The organism is Paenibacillus sp. PastF-3 (assembly GCF_029893135.1).
Taxonomy (GTDB): Bacteria; Bacillota; Bacilli; order Paenibacillales; family Paenibacillaceae; genus Paenibacillus_AQ; species Paenibacillus_AQ nitricinens.
In genome coordinates this window covers 240496-259016 of sequence record NZ_JARXWM010000007.1, presented here as the reverse complement: position 1 = coordinate 259016, position 18521 = coordinate 240496, and the positions used below count along the sequence as shown (strand labels likewise).

The 18521-nt window shown below is 47.0% G+C and carries 20 protein-coding genes; 18 read left to right on the top strand and 2 right to left on the bottom strand.

The features are described 5' to 3' along the window. The first annotated feature begins 6 nt into the window (after positions 1-6). Genes M2444_RS16255 through M2444_RS16245 form a run of 3 tightly spaced genes read left to right on the top strand, consistent with a single transcriptional unit; the run spans position 7 to position 3672 of the window. The gene (locus tag M2444_RS16255; protein ID WP_280787463.1) at positions 7-2073 is read left to right on the top strand and encodes a BglG family transcription antiterminator; all 2067 of its coding nucleotides are present in this window, start codon (positions 7-9) and stop codon (positions 2071-2073) included. A gap of 16 nt (positions 2074-2089) precedes the next feature. Continuing rightward, positions 2090-2524, top strand: coding sequence for a PTS mannitol transporter subunit IIA (locus M2444_RS16250; protein ID WP_280787462.1), 435 nt, complete (start codon positions 2090-2092; stop codon positions 2522-2524). Further along, positions 2524-3672: a mannitol-1-phosphate 5-dehydrogenase gene (locus M2444_RS16245; RefSeq protein ID WP_094874292.1), complete on the top strand. Its 1149-nt coding sequence runs from the start codon at positions 2524-2526 to the stop codon at positions 3670-3672. The genes M2444_RS16250 and M2444_RS16245 overlap by 1 nt, the downstream gene beginning before the upstream one ends. 55 nt (positions 3673-3727) lie before the next feature. On the opposite strand, the gene M2444_RS16240 is transcribed toward M2444_RS16245, so the two are convergent. Then, positions 3728-4801, bottom strand: a complete 1074-nt coding sequence (locus M2444_RS16240) for a M42 family metallopeptidase (protein WP_042185952.1) — start codon at positions 4799-4801, stop codon at positions 3728-3730. Between the two features lie 547 nt (positions 4802-5348). Here M2444_RS16240 and spoVAC point away from each other — a divergent pair. The 15 genes from spoVAC (at position 5349) to M2444_RS16165 (ending at position 18223) form a co-directional block, all read left to right on the top strand. Continuing rightward, positions 5349-5852: a stage V sporulation protein AC gene (spoVAC, locus tag M2444_RS16235; RefSeq protein WP_042185955.1), complete on the top strand. Its 504-nt coding sequence runs from the start codon at positions 5349-5351 to the stop codon at positions 5850-5852. After that, positions 5849-6880, top strand: coding sequence for a stage V sporulation protein AD (gene spoVAD, locus M2444_RS16230; protein WP_094874290.1), 1032 nt, complete (start codon positions 5849-5851; stop codon positions 6878-6880). Before spoVAC ends, spoVAD begins: the two co-directional genes overlap by 4 nt. A gap of 2 nt (positions 6881-6882) precedes the next feature. Next, positions 6883-7233 carry a stage V sporulation protein AE gene (spoVAE, locus tag M2444_RS16225; RefSeq protein WP_036675923.1) on the top strand — a complete coding sequence of 117 codons (351 nt, stop codon included), beginning with the start codon at positions 6883-6885 and terminating at the stop codon, positions 7231-7233. Positions 7234-7425: 192 nt separating this feature from the next. Further along, positions 7426-8382 carry an AAA family ATPase gene (locus M2444_RS16220; protein WP_076284318.1) on the top strand — a complete coding sequence of 319 codons (957 nt, stop codon included), beginning with the start codon at positions 7426-7428 and terminating at the stop codon, positions 8380-8382. Position 8383: 1 nt separating this feature from the next. Then, the gene (locus tag M2444_RS16215; protein WP_094874289.1) at positions 8384-9628 is read left to right on the top strand and encodes a DUF58 domain-containing protein; all 1245 of its coding nucleotides are present in this window, start codon (positions 8384-8386) and stop codon (positions 9626-9628) included. 1 nt (position 9629) lies between these two features. Continuing rightward, positions 9630-11867 carry a DUF4129 domain-containing transglutaminase family protein gene (locus M2444_RS16210; RefSeq protein WP_280787461.1) on the top strand — a complete coding sequence of 746 codons (2238 nt, stop codon included), beginning with the start codon at positions 9630-9632 and terminating at the stop codon, positions 11865-11867. 88 nt (positions 11868-11955) lie between these two features. Further along, a complete protein-coding gene (locus M2444_RS16205; protein ID WP_280787527.1) occupies positions 11956-12477 on the top strand; it encodes a YqeG family HAD IIIA-type phosphatase in 522 nt (173 codons plus the stop codon). A 2-nt stretch (positions 12478-12479) separates the two neighbouring features. Beyond that, entirely contained in the window at positions 12480-13607 is a 1128-nt protein-coding gene (yqeH, locus tag M2444_RS16200) for a ribosome biogenesis GTPase YqeH (RefSeq protein ID WP_094878359.1), read from the top strand. Positions 13608-13623: 16 nt separating this feature from the next. After that, positions 13624-14499: a shikimate dehydrogenase gene (gene aroE / locus M2444_RS16195; protein ID WP_256990039.1), complete on the top strand. Its 876-nt coding sequence runs from the start codon at positions 13624-13626 to the stop codon at positions 14497-14499. A gap of 57 nt (positions 14500-14556) precedes the next feature. After that, entirely contained in the window at positions 14557-14850 is a 294-nt protein-coding gene (yhbY, locus tag M2444_RS16190; RefSeq protein ID WP_042185967.1) for a ribosome assembly RNA-binding protein YhbY, read from the top strand. Between the two features lie 34 nt (positions 14851-14884). Beyond that, entirely contained in the window at positions 14885-15487 is a 603-nt protein-coding gene (locus M2444_RS16185) for a nicotinate-nucleotide adenylyltransferase (protein WP_280787460.1), read from the top strand. Then, the gene (gene yqeK / locus M2444_RS16180; RefSeq protein WP_042185970.1) at positions 15459-16037 is read left to right on the top strand and encodes a bis(5'-nucleosyl)-tetraphosphatase (symmetrical) YqeK; all 579 of its coding nucleotides are present in this window, start codon (positions 15459-15461) and stop codon (positions 16035-16037) included. Before M2444_RS16185 ends, yqeK begins: the two co-directional genes overlap by 29 nt. Further along, positions 16034-16381, top strand: a complete 348-nt coding sequence (gene rsfS, locus M2444_RS16175) for a ribosome silencing factor (protein WP_042185972.1) — start codon at positions 16034-16036, stop codon at positions 16379-16381. Before yqeK ends, rsfS begins: the two co-directional genes overlap by 4 nt. Then, positions 16378-17298: a CvfB family protein gene (locus tag M2444_RS16170; RefSeq protein ID WP_094874284.1), complete on the top strand. Its 921-nt coding sequence runs from the start codon at positions 16378-16380 to the stop codon at positions 17296-17298. The genes rsfS and M2444_RS16170 overlap by 4 nt, the downstream gene beginning before the upstream one ends. Before the next feature lie 154 nt (positions 17299-17452). After that, on the top strand, positions 17453-18223 hold the full coding sequence (locus M2444_RS16165; protein ID WP_280787459.1) for a class I SAM-dependent DNA methyltransferase: 771 nt from the start codon (positions 17453-17455) through the stop codon (positions 18221-18223). Positions 18224-18355: 132 nt separating this feature from the next. On the opposite strand, the gene M2444_RS16160 is transcribed toward M2444_RS16165, so the two are convergent. Continuing rightward, complete coding sequence (locus tag M2444_RS16160; protein ID WP_036675694.1) at positions 18356-18514, bottom strand: hypothetical protein; 159 nt, start codon at positions 18512-18514, stop codon at positions 18356-18358. Positions 18515-18521: the final 7 nt, after the last annotated feature.

The following is an 18521-nucleotide window of genomic DNA, read 5'->3' as shown; positions in this document are numbered from 1 at the left end:
CCCCACATGAGGAAAATAACCGCCAGGCAGCGTCAAATGATCTCGCTGCTTTTAGAGGCAAACGAAGAGATCACGGCCGCAGAGATTGCGGGAAGTACTGGAGTCAGCGTCAGAACCGTGCACCGGGAAATGGAAGACATCGAAAAGGTCTTGCAGGATTTTGGACTGGATCTCATCAGAAAGTCGGGAAAAGGTATTCAATTGAGTGGCTCGGAGAGCGGGCTGACAGAGCTTCGCCTATTTCTGCTGGAAGAGAAGCCGGTAGAATATTCGGGCGAGGACCGTAAGGTGTATGAGCTATGTTCCCTGCTTGAAGCGGAGGAGCCGGTGAAGCTGTTTGCCCTGGCTCATTCCTTAAAAGTTACCGTGGCAACCGTCAGCTATGACCTTGACGAACTGGAGCCGTGGGTCCGTAAATTCGGCCTGCAGCTGGTGCGCAGAAGAGGGTACGGTGTTGAAATAACCGGAGGCGAGATGGATAAGCGCCGGGCCATTGGCCGATTGGCCGCCGAGCATCTGGATCAGTCTGATCTGGTGGGGCACAATCTGCAGGGTGAGGGGAATCCGGTCTTCAAGATGCTGTTGTCAACGGTGGGAAAAAGCAATCTGATGGATGTTGAGAATACCCTGTGGGACATGGAATGGAATTGGACGGCTGAACTGCCGGAGATTGTCTACATGGAGCTGCTGCTCGGATTATCTGTTGCTGTACGCAGGCTGGAACTCGGAAGGGGCATCAGCAATGCCGAAGAAGCTGGTTATTCACGGCTGTCGGATCACTGCAATATTGCAGATGCAGAGGATTTTGTAAGGCGACTGGGAGAGACGCTGGAGTTTCAATTTCATAGGACAGAAATTCTATATATCGCAGGCTTGTTTGACTTGGCGCAGGACTCCTTTTCCTCCGCGGGCTACGCTTACGGCGACATTGAACTGATGGAGATCGTTTACCGGCTGACGGAAAGTGTCATCAAGCGGACCGGAATTCCATTTCAGACCGACCGTTCTTTACGGGAAGGGCTGCTAGAGCATATTGATCCGGCGCTAAAACGGATTCGTGAAGGCACAAGGATTCGTAATCCCCTGCTCGTTCCTATTCGCAGGGATTATGAATATCTGTTTACTATAGTTCGGGCGGCAGTGGAGGATATACAGCTGGAGCTGGAGATTCCGGATGAAGAGATCGGGTTTCTGGTCATGCATTTTGGCGCATCTGTGGAAAGGCTAAATCAGCTCAGGCGCAATGTGCGGGCGATTCTGGTGTGCGCCAGTGGACTTAGCTCCTCCCGGCTGCTGGCTACAAGGCTTACGAAAGAGATGCCGCAGATCGAAATTCTCAGGAATATTTCCTGGTATGAGGCAGCCCGCCTGCCGCAGGAAGATTATGATCTGATCATCTCAACCATTGATCTTCCGTTGGATAAAGACCGCTATATCAAAATCAGCCCCCTGCTGACCGGGGAAGAAATAGAGAAATTACTGAATTACATCCAGAATACTACGTTAAAGGAACGAAATACACCTACCGCTGGTGAGCCGGACCCTACGGTTCGTGAGGAAGCGTCTATGGACCGCCTGAAGAGCTATAAAGGAATTCTGGATGAGATAGTCAGATTGTTGGAACGTTTTCAGTTCCATCCGCTGGATAATAGCGGAATGAGCCTTTCCCGGACACTCGCCGCGATGCTGGATCTGCTGAACGGCAGCGGAGTCGTCGGGGATGCCGAGATTCTTCTGGAGCGTCTGCTGGAGCGAGAAAGAATGGCCAGCCAGGTAATCCCGGATACCGGACTGGCGCTTTTTCATACAAGGAGCAGCCATGTTCTGATGTCTTCCATAACGTTATACCGGCTCCGGGAGCCTGTTTTACTGGGAGGAGATACCGAAGTCAGGGTTATTCTGTTGATGCTCGCCCCGCGCAAACTTTCTAAGGAAAGCCTGGAAGTGCTTAGTGAGATCAGCGCCCTGCTGCTAAATTCAGAGCTTGTAAGACTGCTTGAAGAACGGTCGGAGCTGGAAATTCGAGGCTATTTGTCGTCGGAGTTGCTACGTTTTTTTGAAAATAAAATGTGAAAGCGAGAGAAACCATATGAGTATACTGTCAGAGAATAAAGTAATTATGAATGGTGCCGCAAAAGATAAATATGAAGCGATCACTATGGCTGGCCAGCTGCTGGTAGATGCAGGACATGTAACGGAGGAATATATTCCCAAAATGCTAGAGCGGGAAGAGGTAGTCTCCACATACATGGGTGAAGGCTTGGCCATTCCGCACGGGACCAAGGATGCCCGGCCTTTTATCCAATCTACAGGATTGTCCATCGTCCGGTTTCCGGATGGTGTGGATTTTGGAGGGGAGGAGCCTGCGTTTGTGGTAATCGGAATTGCGGCTGCAGGAGACGGACACATGGAAATATTGACAAATGTGGCGATGATCTTTAGCGAAGATGATGCGATCGAACGGGTGATGAGTGCGGGGACACCTGCGGAAGTCATTGCCATCTTCGAAGGAGGAGTTGAGTAATGAAAGCAGTCCATTTTGGTGCGGGAAATATCGGCCGCGGATTTATTGGTCTGCTGCTGTCAAAGGCAGGGTATGAAGTATGCTTCGTGGATGTGAATGAAGCGTTCGTCTCCCAGCTTAAGGAGCGTGGTGAATACCCGGTAACGCTGGCCAGCGAAGGCCAGGAGACGGTTACCGTTACAAATGTGACAGCACTTAGCAGTATAACTCATGCCGACGAAGTAGCTGCTGCCATTGCTGAAGCAGATCTCGTTACGACAGCTGTTGGCGTGTCAATCCTGAAGCATATCGCCGGAGTACTTGCCGAGGGCATCGGCAGACGTGTGGCGGTTTCCTCGACACCTCTGCATGTGATTGCCTGTGAGAACGCCATTGGCGGCAGCGCTCAGCTCAAAGATCTTGTGTACGCACAATTGGATGAAGCAGCCCGCGGAAAAGCTGATGCTTCTGTAGCATTTCCTAATGCAGCAGTGGACCGGATTGTGCCACTGCAGCAGCATGAGGATATTCTCAAAGTTGTGGTAGAGCCATTCTATGAATGGGTTGTGGATGCATCGCAAATGCTTCCGGGCTATACCCCTGTTGAAGGGATTCACTACGTAGATAATCTGGAACCTTATATCGAGCGCAAGCTGTTTACAGTAAATACCGGACACTGCTCTGCAGCTTATCTTGGCTACCTTCGTGGCTATGAGACCATTCAGCAAGCCATGGGCGATGAGGAATTGACAGCGCGCGTCCGGGAAGTTCTAGAAGAAACCGGAGCAGTGCTGGTGAATAAACACGGCTTTGATCAAGCGGAGCACAGCAAATATATCGATAAAATCCTCGAACGCTTCCGCAATCCGGCGTTGACGGATGAAGTCTCCCGGGTTGGCCGCTCGCCAATCCGCAAGCTGTCGCCGAACGACAGGCTCGTATCCCCGGCACTTCAGGCTTATGACCGGGAACTGAGCTATTCGGCTCTAACCCGTTCCATGGCGACAGCGCTGCTGTTTGACGTGAAGGATGATCCAGAGGCCGTAGAGCTACAGGCATCCATTGCTGACATCGGAGTTCCGGCAACCGTTACGAAGTATACAGGCATTGCCTCAGGTCATCCGGTGCATCAGTCGGTTATGGCAGAATATGAGCAATTGAAATTATGAAATGCAAAAGAACCACAGGGGCAGAAATAGCCACTGTGGTTCTTTTGCTATACCTTTAGCTGTTCTCAATAATTGTCTGTAGTGTAGTCCGGTCAAGGCCTTCTACCAGTTTGATCAGAAGCTCTTTAGCAGCATCGTAGTCATCACTGTGAATCACTGATGAAGCGGTGTGTATGTAGCGGGAGCATATTCCGATTACTGCGGAAGGAACGCCAATTCCACTAACATGAACCTGACCTGCATCTGTTCCGCCTTGGGATACAAAATACTGATATTTGATCCGGTGGGTATCCGCTGTATCTTGTACATATTCAATCAGACCGCGATGTGTAACCATCGTAGGATCAAAAATACGCAAGAGAGCTCCTTTGCCCAGATGGCCAAATGCCTGACTATCACCCGTCATATCGGCAGCAGCGCTCGCGTCCAGACCGAAGAAGATGTCTGGTGACAGGAGATTAGCCGCAGTACGCGCGCCCCGAAGACCTACTTCCTCTTGTACAGTGGCACCAGCGAAAACGGTATTTGGCAGCTTTTTACCGTGCAATGCTTTAACTAGTTCAATGGCGAGACCTACGCCGTAACGGTTATCCCAAGCTTTCGCCAAGATTTTTTTCGGATTAGCAAGGGGAGTGAATGGACAAATCGGCAGAACCTGTTGGCCTGGTCTAACGCCAAAGCTTTCTGCTTCTTCGCGGCTGTCTGCACCGATATCAATATACATTTTGCTGATTTCACCAGTCTTACCACGTTCTTCATTGCTTAGCAAATGGATAGGCGTACTGCCAACAACTCCGGTCAGCGTTCCTTTAGGTGTAATGATATGTAGGCGCTGGGATGCAACAGCAGAGGCAAGCCAGCCGCCAAGTGGTTGAAAACGGATCATTCCGGTGTTAGTAATTCCGGTTACCATGAAACCTACTTCGTCAAAATGCCCGGCGACCATAATCTTTGGCCCGTTCTCTTCGCCCCGCAATACGCCGAACAAACTACCGAGACGATCCTGTACGAACTCTTCAGTATAAGGAGTCATAGCATCCTTGACGTAAGCGCGGAGTTCGCGTTCAAATCCTGGGGCTGAGGGAAATTCGGTAAGTGTTTTGAACATGTCCAATGTTTCTTGATTCATATGAATTCACTCCTTTATTAAAATATAAGAACACATTTATACATCATTCTTATATTTCTACGAGAAACGGATGTTATCCATAATGGATCACATCGTTATTTCTTCCTGCAACCTAGTATGAACATTCTGGGCTCACTTGTCCATGACAAGAGACAATGAACACCGGGCACGAGCTCCACGAATACTATGCATTAGAGGCTTTGGTGGCAGGAGCCTTAGAGAGGATGCGAAGATGAATGAGGGTAGCGGGTAGCGTACCCCCAAGAAGGGTGCAGGGAGGATTATCAAGTAGGAGCCTACAAGGAAACGGAACGCGCAGACGATACTGGCGCCACAATCCAAGGGAAAGAGAAGCAGTACTTATTTTTGTGCTCTTTTTATTGCTGATTGTTGTGTTACTGTATTTTTCCTGAACTGGAGGGACATAACGAAGCGGAGGATGGCAAACAATAAGGAAAACTTCTAAGCGAAGAACAACTTAAGGGGCTTAAAGTGAGTACTATGATGCTTGCCAGCCCCCTTCGCCTAACTTTCAGGAGGTGCCTCAATGCCGGCGAAAACTAAGAAATCGGGTGTCAAGCTGAAGCTTGACACCCTGACTCCACAAGATTATGAGAAATTGTCCAAGCCTTTTGTTCCTGCTAGGCCCGTATTCAAAAACTGCATACGAGCGTTTATTGCTGGCGGCATAATCTGTGTTATTGGACAAGGGATTCAGGAGGCTTTTATGGCAATCTTCGATATGACCTCCAAAGAAGCTGCCAGTCCGACAGTCGCGGTGATGATCCTACTCTCTGTAATTCTGACCAGCTTTGGCGTGTACGACAAAATGGCGCAATGGGCTGGTGCAGGAACTGCAGTTCCTGTGACCGGGTTTGCAAACAGTATGTGCTCTGCAGCTCTGGAGCACCGCGCTGAGGGGCTTGTACTTGGTGTAGGCGGCAATATGTTTAAGCTTGCGGGTTCGGTCATCGTATTTGGTGCCGTCGCTGCTTTCATAATTGGTATCGTCTATATCTTTTTGGGCACAGGAGGTGCACACCATACATGAAACAGCTTGGTAGTCAGACATGGGAGTTCACGAACCGTCCCGTTATTTTAGGCTCTTCCGCAGTAGTTGGACCGGAAGAGGGAGAAGGTCCTTTAGCTTCAGACTTTGATTTTATATTTGATACGCTGGAAATGGATGAGAAGACATGGGAGAAGGCCGAGCGCGCTCTGTTCGAGAAGGCTTCCCATCTGGCTCTGATTAATGCGAATATCGATAAACAAAAGCTGGAGTTTTTTGTCGGCGGAGATTTGATGAACCAGATTATCAGCAGCTCTTTTGCGGCCAGAAAATTGGGTGTGCCTTACCTCGGAGTCTTTGGTGCTTGCTCAACCTCTATGGAGAGCCTTGCGATTGCCTCAATGATCGTTGATTCTGGTGGCGGTAAGTATGCGCTGGCGGGAACATCCAGCCATAACTGTACAGTAGAGAAGCAGTTTCGTTATCCAACGGAATATGGTTCACAGAAACCCCCAACGGCGCAATATACAGTAACAGGCTCAGGCTGTGCTGTAGTGGGACAGAATGACGGCTCTGGTAGCCATCCAGTCGTGGTGTCAGCCACATTAGGACGTATTATGGATCTTGGTTTGACAGATCCTTTTAATATGGGGACGGCTATGGCACCTGCGGCCGCGGATACAATCACTGCCCATTTTCGGGATACAGGTCTATCGCCCGGGCACTATGATTTAATTGTTACTGGCGACCTGGCATCCGTGGGGTTACCTATAGCCAAAACCCTGTTGGCCAAAGAGGGAATTCCTATGGAGCAAACTACTTTTAATGATTGTGGTCTGCTTATCTACGACTTGGAGAAACAGAAATATGTGATCGCTGGTGGAAGTGGCTGCGGGTGCTCAGCAGTTGTAACCTATGGTCATATCCTTAAGCGGTTAAAAAAAGGTGAACTTAAACGGGTGCTCATAGTGGCAACGGGCGCACTTTTATCGCCTTTGTCTTATCAGCAGGGAGAGAGTATTCCATGTGTTGCTCATGCCGTATCCATAGAGAGCGGAGGTCAAGCATAATGATGATTTACTTATGGGCTTTTCTGATTGGAGGAGCCATTTGCGTTATAGGGCAGCTGATGTTCGATGTATTGAAGCTGACACCTGCACATACGATGAGTACCCTAGTTGTAGCCGGAGCGATTGCTGATGCTTTTGGTATCTACGATCCACTTGTGAAATTTGCGGGTGCTGGAGCAACCATTCCAATCACAAGCTTTGGGAACTCCTTGGTTCATGGGGCATTAACGGAGCTGGAGCGGGATGGCTGGATCGGTGTAGTTACGGGTATTTTTGATATTACAAGTGCGGGCATCTCGTCAGCTATTGTGTTCTCCTTTTTGGCAGCTTTAGTTGTACGGCCGAAGGGGTAAAGTTGATGCTGCATGAAAAGGTTGTCGTCAGAAAAAGACGGCAGCCTTTTTTTGTTATTTTAAAATTGTAGGATGTTTCATCTTATGGTTTTTTTTTGTATCCTCACTTCGTGATCTTCAACAATGTACTTTGGGTCCCCTAATCATGTAAAATATAAATAATACTGCTTATTCTGGCTAGGAGGATCATATATGCCCGTACGACAAGAATCGATGCACACTATGAATGCTGTACGCACTAATTTGGAATCCTGCATACTTGGAAAATCATTTGAAATACAATTACTGTTAACCGCTCTGCTTGCTGGTGGTCATGTATTGATCGAGGATGTACCGGGAACAGGAAAAACCCAGCTGATACGAGCACTTTCAAGATCAATGTCGGGTGAATATCGCCGGATTCAGTGTAATCCAGATATACTCCCGAGTGATATTACAGGTGTATCTGTCTATCACCCTAGGGATGAGATGTTTCATTTCCGGCCTGGTCCGGTGATGACGAATATTTTGCTAGCCGATGAAATTAACCGTGCTACTACGAAGACACAATCCGCACTTCTGGAAGTGATGGAGGAACGAAACGTTACCGTAGATGGTGAGACGTATCCACTTCCTCATCCTTTCATGTTATGCGCTACCCAGAATCCGATAGACTTTGAGGGAACCTATACTCTGCCAGAAGCCCAATTAGATCGATTCATGCTGAGAATTAGCCTTGGATATCCTGATGCAGCGACGGAGAAGAATTTATTGCTGAGCCATCAGGAAGGCCAACCGGTGGACAGGCTTTCGCCAGTAACAAGCATGGAACAAATTGCAGGAATTCAGGAAGAGATCCGCGACATCTTCATGAGCGATCCCGTGCTGAATTACTTGTTAGATATTGTGCGGCAGACAAGAGAACATCCACTGGTAATGCTGGGTGCAAGTCCACGTGCCTCACTATCCTTTATGATGGCTTGTAAAGCTTATGCCTTTTTGCAAGGCCGAGATTACGTTCTGCCTGATGATGTGAAGATCCTTACTCCATTTGCCTTGGGACATCGTATATTGCTGCGTCCAGAGTCGCGACTAGATAATATTAGCGTGGAATCTTTGCTTCAAAAGCTTCTGCAGAGCATCCATGTGCCTGTTACGATGAGGCAATGATATGAGACGTTATTTGTCGTCGGTTGCAGCCATCATTCAGCCATCTAAGCTTGCAAGCATCCTTGTAATTTGGAGTATTACACTCTTATATGTACTTTTTCAGGGCGGGAAAACTGCATTTATGTTGTTTATCATGGTCTCTGTACTTATTGCATATTTGATTGCTGGAGGTTTAGGAGGCGTTCGGCGAGCTAAGGGCACTCGCAGTCTTTATTCTGAACAAGACAAGGGGGATTTGCTCTCTGCCGGAGGACATCTTCGTGTAAAACTAAAGATTACAATCCCCGGGATTTTGCCCTTGCCTTACGTTGTTGTAAGGGAGGTTCTTAAGCGGCATAATGGAGAATCGTGGGTATTTGAGGAAAGTGTAGTCCCAAGCCTCAGAGGCATTGGGGAACTAAAGTTTCAGACACCAGCCTTAGAGCGTGGAACTTACACATTCTCTAATACAGATATTATCAGCCAAGATATATTTGGGCTTGTCGAGCATAAGGGAACATTTTTATCGGAAGGACAATTTCAGGTTTTGCCTCGTGCGATCTACGTTCCGCGCTGGCAGTTATATGAGAGAAAATCTCGGCTATCCGGGCCGCAGGCTTCCGTTGTTCAATCTCGGCGTGAAACCACACAGATTAATGGCGTACGTGACTATGTATATGGTGATCGCTTGACGCGAATTCACTGGAACGCAACTGCTAAGACAGGCTCTTGGAAATCCAAAGAGTTTGAGCATGAGTCGATTCCCAAAACCATTCTAGTCCTTGACGGAAGCACATCAGCTTATATGAATACGAATCAATTCGAATTAGCAGTTTCGGTGACGGCATCACTCCTCGGCTTCGGCATTCGGGAGAGAATTGGAATTGGTCTCTGTTGTTTGGATAAGTCGACGAAGGTGTTCGCACCTGTTGAAGGTGCTGCTGAGCGTCAGAAGATGATTCAATATTTAATCGATCTAAACGCTGAGGGGCGCGGTCCGCTTATCTCCCGATTGGAAAAAGGATATCGTATGTTTCCTAAAGGCTCTTACTTTGTGTTAATTAGTCCACAGCGTGGACAGCCTGTACTTGATGCCCTACGTTGGGCTGACAGCAGAGGAATGACTGCTTCTCACATTCATGTGCGAAATTCCGCAGAGATAAGTAGAGGTAACGATTGGATAGACGTCCTTAGATCTCGTGGAATAACCGGCTATGGTATTAGCTCGCTTCAAGAGCTTCCCTCAGTGTTAGGAGGGGAAGGTTGATATGAGAACCTGGTGGAATCAGATAAAATTCTCCTGGCACCGTTCCGTCGGCCTGTTATGGCTATTGATTATTGCACAGCAGTGGATTTCTTATACGGAACCCATCTGGCTTAATCAAACCACTGCTTCTGTATGGGCTGCCCTGTTAACGATTACCATCATTGAGATTTTTATTCCTGTTAAAGTTCAATTCAGACTGATTATAGAAGCAGCAGCTATTATCTATATCGTTTATCGCAACATTACTAATTATGGAATTTATGTTCCAGATCCATGGGCTACAACCCTTCTTGATAAGCTTCAGGATATTAGTGTGTATATGGTGCCGTATATCTGGTTTGCTCTTGGTGCCTCTGCCTTGTTGTTGCTATCGTCTTGGTGGGTATCCTCGAAGAAGCGTATCTTATGGTTTATAGGAATGAACATTGTAGCGCTGGCTGCGCTTGATTCCTTTACATCTATTGTTTTGTGGCAGGAAGTGGCTTGGACGGTATTTGCGGGTATGGGCTGGCTTGTCAGCCAGCACCTAAGAAGTTTTCAGTTACATTATCCGCGTGGATGGGTACATTTGCTGGAATATCCCTCGAAAATAGTCATGAATATCGCAATCGTCTTCTCTCTGGTTATTTTAATCGGTGTAAATATGCCGGATGTAAGGCCTACTTTGAAGGATCCTTATACGGCGTGGCAAGAGTGGAATGGAATTGGAAAATCTTCTGGTAAGAGCACAACTGGAACAACAAACTCCAATACGGGTTCAGGTTCCTCTGTTAACAATACTTCGTCAGGCTATAGTCTGAATGATGACAACCTGGGCGGGGGCTTTAACTTCGATTATACCCCGGTGATGACAGTGGTTTCAGATTTACGTATTTATATGCGAGGAGAAACACGCAGAGTCTATTCTGGAAGTGGATGGTCGGATAAGGATCGATTGAAGCGAGGACGTTTAGAAGAGGTGGAGACGGGGAAATCCTTGGAGCAAAATGCGGCTTCTAAGGTCACTACCCGCACATTGAAACAGACGGTTAAAGTGCTTAACAATAATGAATTTCCGGTGTTATTCGGTGCTTATTCTGTAACTTCGGTGGATTCATTGAATGGTGAGGCAGCTGGGAAGGGTCTTTTCTGGAGAGATCGTGATAGTGAGCTTCTATGGGATATAGACGGGAAGAAACTCGACTATCCTTCGACCTTTGAGCTGACTTCTGAAGTTCCGGTCATTCCTGTTCAGGAATTGACAGCAAAGACCTATAAGGAACTATACAAAGGGAATGATCTGGAGGAAAGCTTTCTTCAGCTGCCTGATGACTTCCCTCAACGGGTTAAAGATCTGGCCGAGGAAATTACAGCACAAGGAACAACACCGTATGAAAAAACAGCACTTTTGCAACAATACTTACAACAAACCTTTCCATATACCAACAAGCCGGATATAACACGTGTTTCAAGTGAGGATTTTGTAGATGGTTTTTTGTTCGAGCTGAAGGAAGGTTACTGTGATTATTATTCTACGGCATTAGTCACTATGGCACGTTCCCTAAACATCCCTGCAAGATGGGTTAAGGGTTATGCACCTGGAGAACAGGCGGAATTGCCTATGAATTTGGCGCAGCAGGTAGGTGCCGCAAATAATAATTACACGATTACCAATGCAGATGCCCATTCCTGGGCAGAGGTCTATTTTGGTGAGTATGGTTGGATTCCTGTTGAAGCTACACCAGGGTTTAATACTCCTCTCCTGACTAAGAATGAGCAAATACCTGAGACAGATCCGGAAGATCAAGATGAAATGGCAGAACCAACACCTGCACCTGTGACTAATGCACAAGCAGATCAAGGCTTCCATGTGGGTTTATGGGTAGTTTTGGCAGCAGTGGTTGTATTATTATCCTGGACTATTTTTAAAGTTTGGCATATTCGCTTTAAGTTGCGCTTCTTCGTTCAACAGATGCGAATGGGCCGACCTTTAACGCCTGATCAGAAAGTTGTGGCTGAAACTGAGCGTTGGGTAAGGTATTTGCATCGTAAGGGAATGATGAAGGAAGAGCATGAAACATTGCGTGAAGCCGTAGTCCGCTGGAGTCAGGAACGACCTGCTGTGGCCAATCATCTTTCTTCACTGCTAACGATGTTTGAACAAGCAAAGTATAGCCCTGATGTTATTGAAGACAAAGACTGGCAGAGCGTGTATACTGAAGCTTTGCGGCTGCGGAGAACGATAAGATCCAAGAAATAGCGTTTAGGCAGTAAATCATTGCTATAGATTTATTTGCGTAGCGCATGGAGTATGTTATAGTTTTTTGTATGAAATCGAGGTGAACGTATTGTTTGAAAGGTTAGTTCCCAAACTCCGGGTGAATACGGTATTCGATATTTCTCTAGAAGAGCTGTATCGACAGGGATACCGTGGAATCATTACGGATCTGGATAACACACTGGTCGGTGCCAAAGCGCCTGTGGCTACTCCGGAGCTGTTGTTGTGGTTTGAGAAGGTGAAGGAAGTGGGCTTTAAGCTCATCATCGTATCCAATAACAACATGGACCGGGTGTCACGCTTTGCTACACCGCTTAATATTGAATTTGTGCATCAGGCTCGGAAACCGAGTAATGCTCCTTTTCTCAAAGCGATGAAGCAGATGGAGTTACCACCGGAGCAAACGATTGTGGTGGGCGACCAAATGCTTACAGATGTATACGGCGGCAATCGGCTTGGCCTGTATACCGTATTGGTGCTGCCAATCTCCGTGAAGGATGAAGGGTTCGGCACAAGATTTAATCGTCGGGTAGAGCGAGTGGCTCTGACACGGCTTCGTAAAAAAGGATTGTGGCACGAGGAGGAAAAATAGTAATGAACGAACAAAGTGAAACACAGCGTCCTGAGAAGTGTAGCGGTTGTGGTATCAAGCTTCAGATGGAGCATAAGGATCAACCAGGATACCTTCCGGAAGTCGCACTAGACCGGGACCCTGTGATTTGCCAACGCTGTTTCCGGATTAAGAATTATAACGAGGCTTCATCTGTTTCTGTGAACCAGGATGAATTTCTTCGCTTGCTGAGTGGAGTAGGGGAGAAGAATGCACTTGTTATTCATATTGTTGACATTTTCGATTTTGAAGGCAGTTTGATTTCCGGTCTTCAGCGGTTTGTCGGTAATAACCCAGTTATTCTTGCAGTGAATAAATGTGATCTGCTACCTAAGGTTACGAACTGGAATAAACTGCGTAACTGGATGCAACAACGCTGTAAAGAAGAAGGATTGCGGACAGCTGAAATCGTACTTTGTAGTGCGAAACGTAATCAAGGCTTTGATCGTTTACTGGAAGCCGTAACAGAGCTGCGTGGTGGGCGTGATGTTTATGTAGTCGGTGCAACGAATGTAGGGAAATCTACGCTTATCAATCGTCTGATTTCGGACTACAGCGATTTGGAACAGGAGTTAACCACTTCACGTTACCCTGGTACTACACTTGATACGGTCAAAATCCCACTAGATGATGGCCACTATATTATTGATACACCAGGGATCGTGTATCCATGGCGTTATAGTGAACTAGTTGAGCGTCAGGATCTGGATGCAGTTATGCCAGCCAATCCGTTGAAGCCTGCCGTCTATCAGTTGAATGAAGGACAGACGTTATTTTTCGGTGGACTGGGACGTTTTGATTTCGTGCAAGGTCCGCATCAATCGTTCACTTGCTTTATTAGTGGTACTTTAAAAATCCATCGCACCAAACTGGAACGTGCAGATTCCCTTTATGCGGACCATCGTGGTGAAATGTTGTCTCCTCCAGGAAGTGACCGGATGGACAAGCTGCCACCATGGCAACGGCATGAGTTCCGAATTAATAAAGGCAGTCGGAGCGATCTATATATTTCAGGTTTGGGCTGGATTAAGGTCAATGGGACAGAAGGCGCAGTCGTGGCTATCCATGTTCCGCGTGGTGTGAAGGTGCTTACCCGCCCTTCGATGATCTAACGGGGAGGCTATTACAGTGTCTTTGATAACTGCAACCGAGGGCTACAATACCGGGAATATTTTACTGGGCGTAATGGGAGATCCTATTATACAATCAAAATCGCCTATTATGCATGAAGCAGCACTCCAAGCATTGGGAATTCCGGGTGCTTACGTGCCGCTTCATATCCTTCCAGACAATCTGGAGAATGCGGTGCAAGCGATTCGCACCCTTGGATTCCGTGGGGTAAATGTGACGATTCCGCATAAGGTTGCGGTGATGGCTTATGTAGATCTATTAGATGAAAGTGCGGTAGCCGTTGGTGCAGTCAATACGATTGTTAACAATAACGGAATACTCACCGGATATAATACGGATGGAATCGGTTATGTACGTTCGCTTAAAGCGGAAGCTATTTCTGATTTGTCAGGTACGAAGATTATGGTGATTGGAGCGGGCGGCGCAGCAAGAGGAATTGTTGCCGCACTGCTTCAGGAGAAGCCTTCGTCTATCCTTATCGCTAATCGCAGTGTTGATAAGGCACAGGACTTGGCTGCAGAGTGCCAGAGCAAAGGGAATGTGATCGGGATTAGCATGAACGAAGTAGCGGAAATGCTAGATGGTATTGATGTACTGATCAATACAACTTCCGTAGGCATGTATCCTCACATGGATGAGACACCTATAGATCCTGAACTGCTTCGTGCAGGGATGGTCATAAGTGATCTGATTTATAATCCACTGCGCACTCGTCTATTGTTAGAAGGACTTGAACGGGGTTGTACGATTCATGGAGGCCTCGGGATGTTTGTCTATCAGGGGGCTTATGCACTGGAGTATTGGACAGGACAGCCTGCGCCTACGGAAATCATGCGAAAGACCATACTCAATTGTCTGGGTGGAAAAGAATAAGAAATGGATTCATCAATTTAGGGTAATAATATATGTTAATTAAGGAGTTATTCATTTATGTTAACTGGTAAACAAACACGGTATCTTCGTTCATTGGCGCATCACCTCGATCCTATTTTCCAAGTGGGCAAAGGTGGAGTAAACGATCACCTCGTACGCCACATTGAAGAAGCTATTGAGAAGCGTGAGCTTATGAAGATTAGTATACTGAGCAACAATATTGAGAATCCCAAGGAGATCGGTGCTGCGCTGGCTGAACAATCGGGTTCTGAGCTTGTACAAGTGATCGGAAAGACCATTGTCTTGTACAAAGAATCGCGTGACAACAAAACCATTGAGCTGCCCCGCTAATACTTGAAAGCATACTACCGAGGAGGTCGTCCTCTTGAAAGTTGGAATTATGGGAGGTACCTTTGATCCTCTTCATATTGGACATATGATGGCAGCGGAAGCAGCCAGAGAAACTTATGGACTTCAAGAAGTATGGTTTATGCCTTCGCATATTCCGCCTCATAAACATGAGGCGGGGGTATCTGGAGCAGATCGGCTGGCAATGGTGGAGGAAGCGATACACAATCATGAAGCTTTTCGCACATTAGATTGGGAAGTTGTCAGAGGTGGCGTTTCCTATACGTATGAGACCATAAGACGGCTGCAAGAGACGTATCCGCATTTCGATCTTTATTTTATTATCGGAGCGGATATGGTCCAGTATTTACCGAAATGGAACGAGATTGAAGAGCTTGTACAGCGGCTTACATTTATCGGCGTAGGTCGTCCGGGGACACCTCTTGATCTAGACGTTTTGCCAACCTATATAGCAGAGAAGGTACTGCTAGCAGATATGCCTCTGGTTGATATTTCGTCAACGATGTTAAGAGAACGATCTGCAACTGGCAAATCCATACGTTATATGGTACCTGAGGCAGTGTTCGAATATGTTCAAAGGAGTGGATTGTATGGCATACAGCCGCGAAGCTCTGATTGAGGCGGTCTCGACACAAATGCCTGCTAAGCGCTGGAAGCATACACTGGGCGTCATGGAGTCATCCATTCAACTAGCGGAGCAATATGGCGCTGATCCTGAGCGTGCGGAGACAGCGGCAATTCTGCATGATGTGGCCAAGTATTGGCCTGTGGAGAGAATGAAGGAGATTATCGAGCAGAATCATCTGAACTTGAATCTTCTGAAGCATGACAAACAGCTGTGGCATTCGGAAGTAGGTGCCTTTGTAGCAGAGCAAGATTATGGGATCACAGATCCAGATATTCTTAATGCAATCCGTTTTCACACCTCAGGTCGTGAAGATATGAGTTTACTTGAGAAAATTGTCTGTCTCGCCGACTATATCGAGCCTGGCCGCGATTTTCCAGGGGTTGATAAGATACGTAAGCTGGCAAAAGTAAGTTTGGAAGAAGGACTAGTCGCTGGATTTGATTCTACGATTAGTTTGCTACTGGAAAAACGCCGAGTGATCTTTCCGTTAACGGTACTGGCGCGTAATGATTTAGTTAGAATATTGGAGGATAAAATATGAGTGTACAACCAAGCAAGCTGTTAGAACTGGCCCTTAAGGCTGTGGAAGATAAAAAAGCAATGAACGTAGTGGCATTAGATCTGCGTACTGTTTCACCGATTAGTGATTACTTTGTTGTCTGTCACGGTAATTCGGATACTCAAGTTCAGTCCATCGCTACCGAAGTCCGTAAAGTGGTCCATGAAGCAGGCGGCGTAATTAAGGGGATCGAAGGAATGGATTCAGCACGTTGGGTGCTGATGGATCTTGGAGATGTTATTGTTCATATTTTCCACCGCGATGAACGTGAATACTACAATATCGAGCGTCTGTGGTCGGATGCGAAGGTAGTGGAGACTGTATGAGCCTGATTGCAGGAACTACAGTTACACTTAATGTAGTAAGAGAGGTATCCCCATACGGATTTTTCCTGAACGCAGGAGATCAGGATGTTATGCTGCATTATACGGAGCTTACCGAGAAGGTTAAGACAGGCGATAAAGTTGAAGTCTTTATCTTCTTCGATACCGAGGATCGTCTAGCGGCAACAATGAAGAAACCGTTTCTAACATTGGGCGAAATGGCCTTATTGGAAGTGGCTGATATCCATCCGCGTCTAGGCTGCTTCTTGGAAATGGGTCTCGGACGGCAGCTGCTGCTGCCCATTCGCGAGCTTCCGGAGCTTCCAGAGCTGCGCCCTCAGATCGGCGACTATGTGTATGCGATTATGGAGCATGATAAACAGGGACGTCTTCGTGCTAAACTAGCCGGAGAACAGGAACTAGCTCCGTTAGCTCTTCCTGCGCCTGAATCCTGGATGGGACAGACTGTGACAGCCCGAGTCTACAAACCGCTGCAGATGGGGACTTTTGTTCTTGTAGATGCTGGGGTTTTAGGCTTTGGTATTATCGGTATGGTCCATTCCTCTGAACGGAGTCGTCTACTACGTCTTGGAGAGCAGTTCGAAGCACGTGTCTCCCATATTCGCGAGGATGGTCGGGTTAACCTTTCTATGGGGCTCCGTAAAGAAGTAGGCATGGATGTAGACTCTGCCACGATTTTAGAATTCTTGCATGCCCGTCCGGGTGGAGCGATGCCTTATTCGGATGCAACACCACCGGATATTATCAAGCAGCGCTTCGGAATTAGTAAATCAGCCTTTAAGCGTGCGCTTGGAAAGCTGATGAAGGAAGGCCATATTACCCAAAAAGAGAATTGGACGTATCTTGCTCCTAAGGAAGAGGAAGATTCAACCGAGGGAAATGAAGGTACAACTGAATAATTAAAATATAAGAAAGTATAAGTTTCACACTATATTTTATCCTTATATTTCTCGCTTAAACGCTTACCGTCCTTGTAGGGACGCCGAGGGCGTTTATGCTTGATGGGTCAATAACAGATTTACATTAAATGTTGTAATAGAAAGCGGTGTACTAGTGTCTTCCTATGGGAAATTTGCTTATGTATACGATGAGCTCATGGCAGATATGCCGTATCCTGATTGGATCTCCTTTGCTGAAACCGCATGGAGTAAATACGGTAAGCCTGTAACCGTGGCTGAGCTTGGCTGCGGCACCGGGAGTATCACTATTCCTTTGGCGGGTTCAGGGTATCATATGACCGGAATCGATCTATCTTCAGATATGCTCTCAGTGGCACAGCGCAAAATGGAAGAGCATCCCCAGGGACGGCGCTTCTTGCGCGAAGGTAGTGTTCGTTGGATTAGACAAAATATGAAGGAATGGGAGCTTCCAGAGCTTGTGGATTCTGTGATTTCTTTCTGTGATTGTCTGAATTATGTGCTGGAAGAAGACGATATCAGAGCTGTCTTTGCTAGTACTTTCGCAGGACTGAAGCAAGGCGGCACCTTTCTGTTCGATGTGCATCATCCAAATACACTGATCCGTTATGAAGAAGAACAGCCTTTTATTCTGGATGAACCATCGGTGTCTTATATTTGGACTTGTGAGATGGATGTTCCACGCCGCGAAATAGAACATCATCTGTCTATTTTCGCCCGCGAAGAGGGACGGAGTGATGTATATCGCCGTTTCGAAGAGACGCATATTCAGCGTGCCTACGATCCCCAGTGGATGATGGATGAACTGCTTAAGGCTGGATTTAGTGATGTGAAGACTTACGCCGATTTCGAGTGGATAGAGGCGGATGATGATGCGGAACGTTTATTTTATATTGCTATAAAATAAATATTTCCATAATAATAAGAGGGGTGCCTCATTAGCTATGAAAATAGCTGATGGGACACCCTTTTTTTGACTTCGTACTTATGTAAAACAAAAAACCGGGCAGTGTTTATGCCACCCGGCATCTTCCAATCCTTACCGATGCTCAAACAGATCAATGGCACCCAATACGACATGAGCCAGACCAAATCCAAGTACGCCTGTTGCTGCCATCTTATACTTGCTTCCAAGAAAAGCGGCGCTTGAAGCGGTTACGACGGTTCCAAGAACAGCGGGAATTAGACCTTCACGCATTCGAAAC

What these genes read in the sequence shown, in the direction of transcription:
- M2444_RS16255 (WP_280787463.1), top strand. Translation starts at nt 7, where the DNA reads ATGAGGAAAATAACCGCCAGGCAGCGTCAAATGATCTCGCTGCTTTTA.
- M2444_RS16250 (WP_280787462.1), top strand. Translation starts at nt 2,090, where the DNA reads ATGAGTATACTGTCAGAGAATAAAGTAATTATGAATGGTGCCGCAAAA.
- M2444_RS16245 (WP_094874292.1), top strand. Translation starts at nt 2,524, where the DNA reads ATGAAAGCAGTCCATTTTGGTGCGGGAAATATCGGCCGCGGATTTATT.
- M2444_RS16240 (WP_042185952.1), bottom strand. Translation starts at nt 4,801, where the DNA reads ATGAATCAAGAAACATTGGACATGTTCAAAACACTTACCGAATTTCCC.
- spoVAC (WP_042185955.1), top strand. Translation starts at nt 5,349, where the DNA reads ATGCCGGCGAAAACTAAGAAATCGGGTGTCAAGCTGAAGCTTGACACC.
- spoVAD (WP_094874290.1), top strand. Translation starts at nt 5,849, where the DNA reads ATGAAACAGCTTGGTAGTCAGACATGGGAGTTCACGAACCGTCCCGTT.
- spoVAE (WP_036675923.1), top strand. Translation starts at nt 6,883, where the DNA reads ATGATTTACTTATGGGCTTTTCTGATTGGAGGAGCCATTTGCGTTATA.
- M2444_RS16220 (WP_076284318.1), top strand. Translation starts at nt 7,426, where the DNA reads ATGCCCGTACGACAAGAATCGATGCACACTATGAATGCTGTACGCACT.
- M2444_RS16215 (WP_094874289.1), top strand. Translation starts at nt 8,384, where the DNA reads ATGAGACGTTATTTGTCGTCGGTTGCAGCCATCATTCAGCCATCTAAG.
- M2444_RS16210 (WP_280787461.1), top strand. Translation starts at nt 9,630, where the DNA reads ATGAGAACCTGGTGGAATCAGATAAAATTCTCCTGGCACCGTTCCGTC.
- yqeH (WP_094878359.1), top strand. Translation starts at nt 12,480, where the DNA reads ATGAACGAACAAAGTGAAACACAGCGTCCTGAGAAGTGTAGCGGTTGT.
- yhbY (WP_042185967.1), top strand. Translation starts at nt 14,557, where the DNA reads ATGTTAACTGGTAAACAAACACGGTATCTTCGTTCATTGGCGCATCAC.
- yqeK (WP_042185970.1), top strand. Translation starts at nt 15,459, where the DNA reads ATGGCATACAGCCGCGAAGCTCTGATTGAGGCGGTCTCGACACAAATG.
- rsfS (WP_042185972.1), top strand. Translation starts at nt 16,034, where the DNA reads ATGAGTGTACAACCAAGCAAGCTGTTAGAACTGGCCCTTAAGGCTGTG.
- M2444_RS16170 (WP_094874284.1), top strand. Translation starts at nt 16,378, where the DNA reads ATGAGCCTGATTGCAGGAACTACAGTTACACTTAATGTAGTAAGAGAG.
- M2444_RS16160 (WP_036675694.1), bottom strand. Translation starts at nt 18,514, where the DNA reads ATGCGTGAAGGTCTAATTCCCGCTGTTCTTGGAACCGTCGTAACCGCT.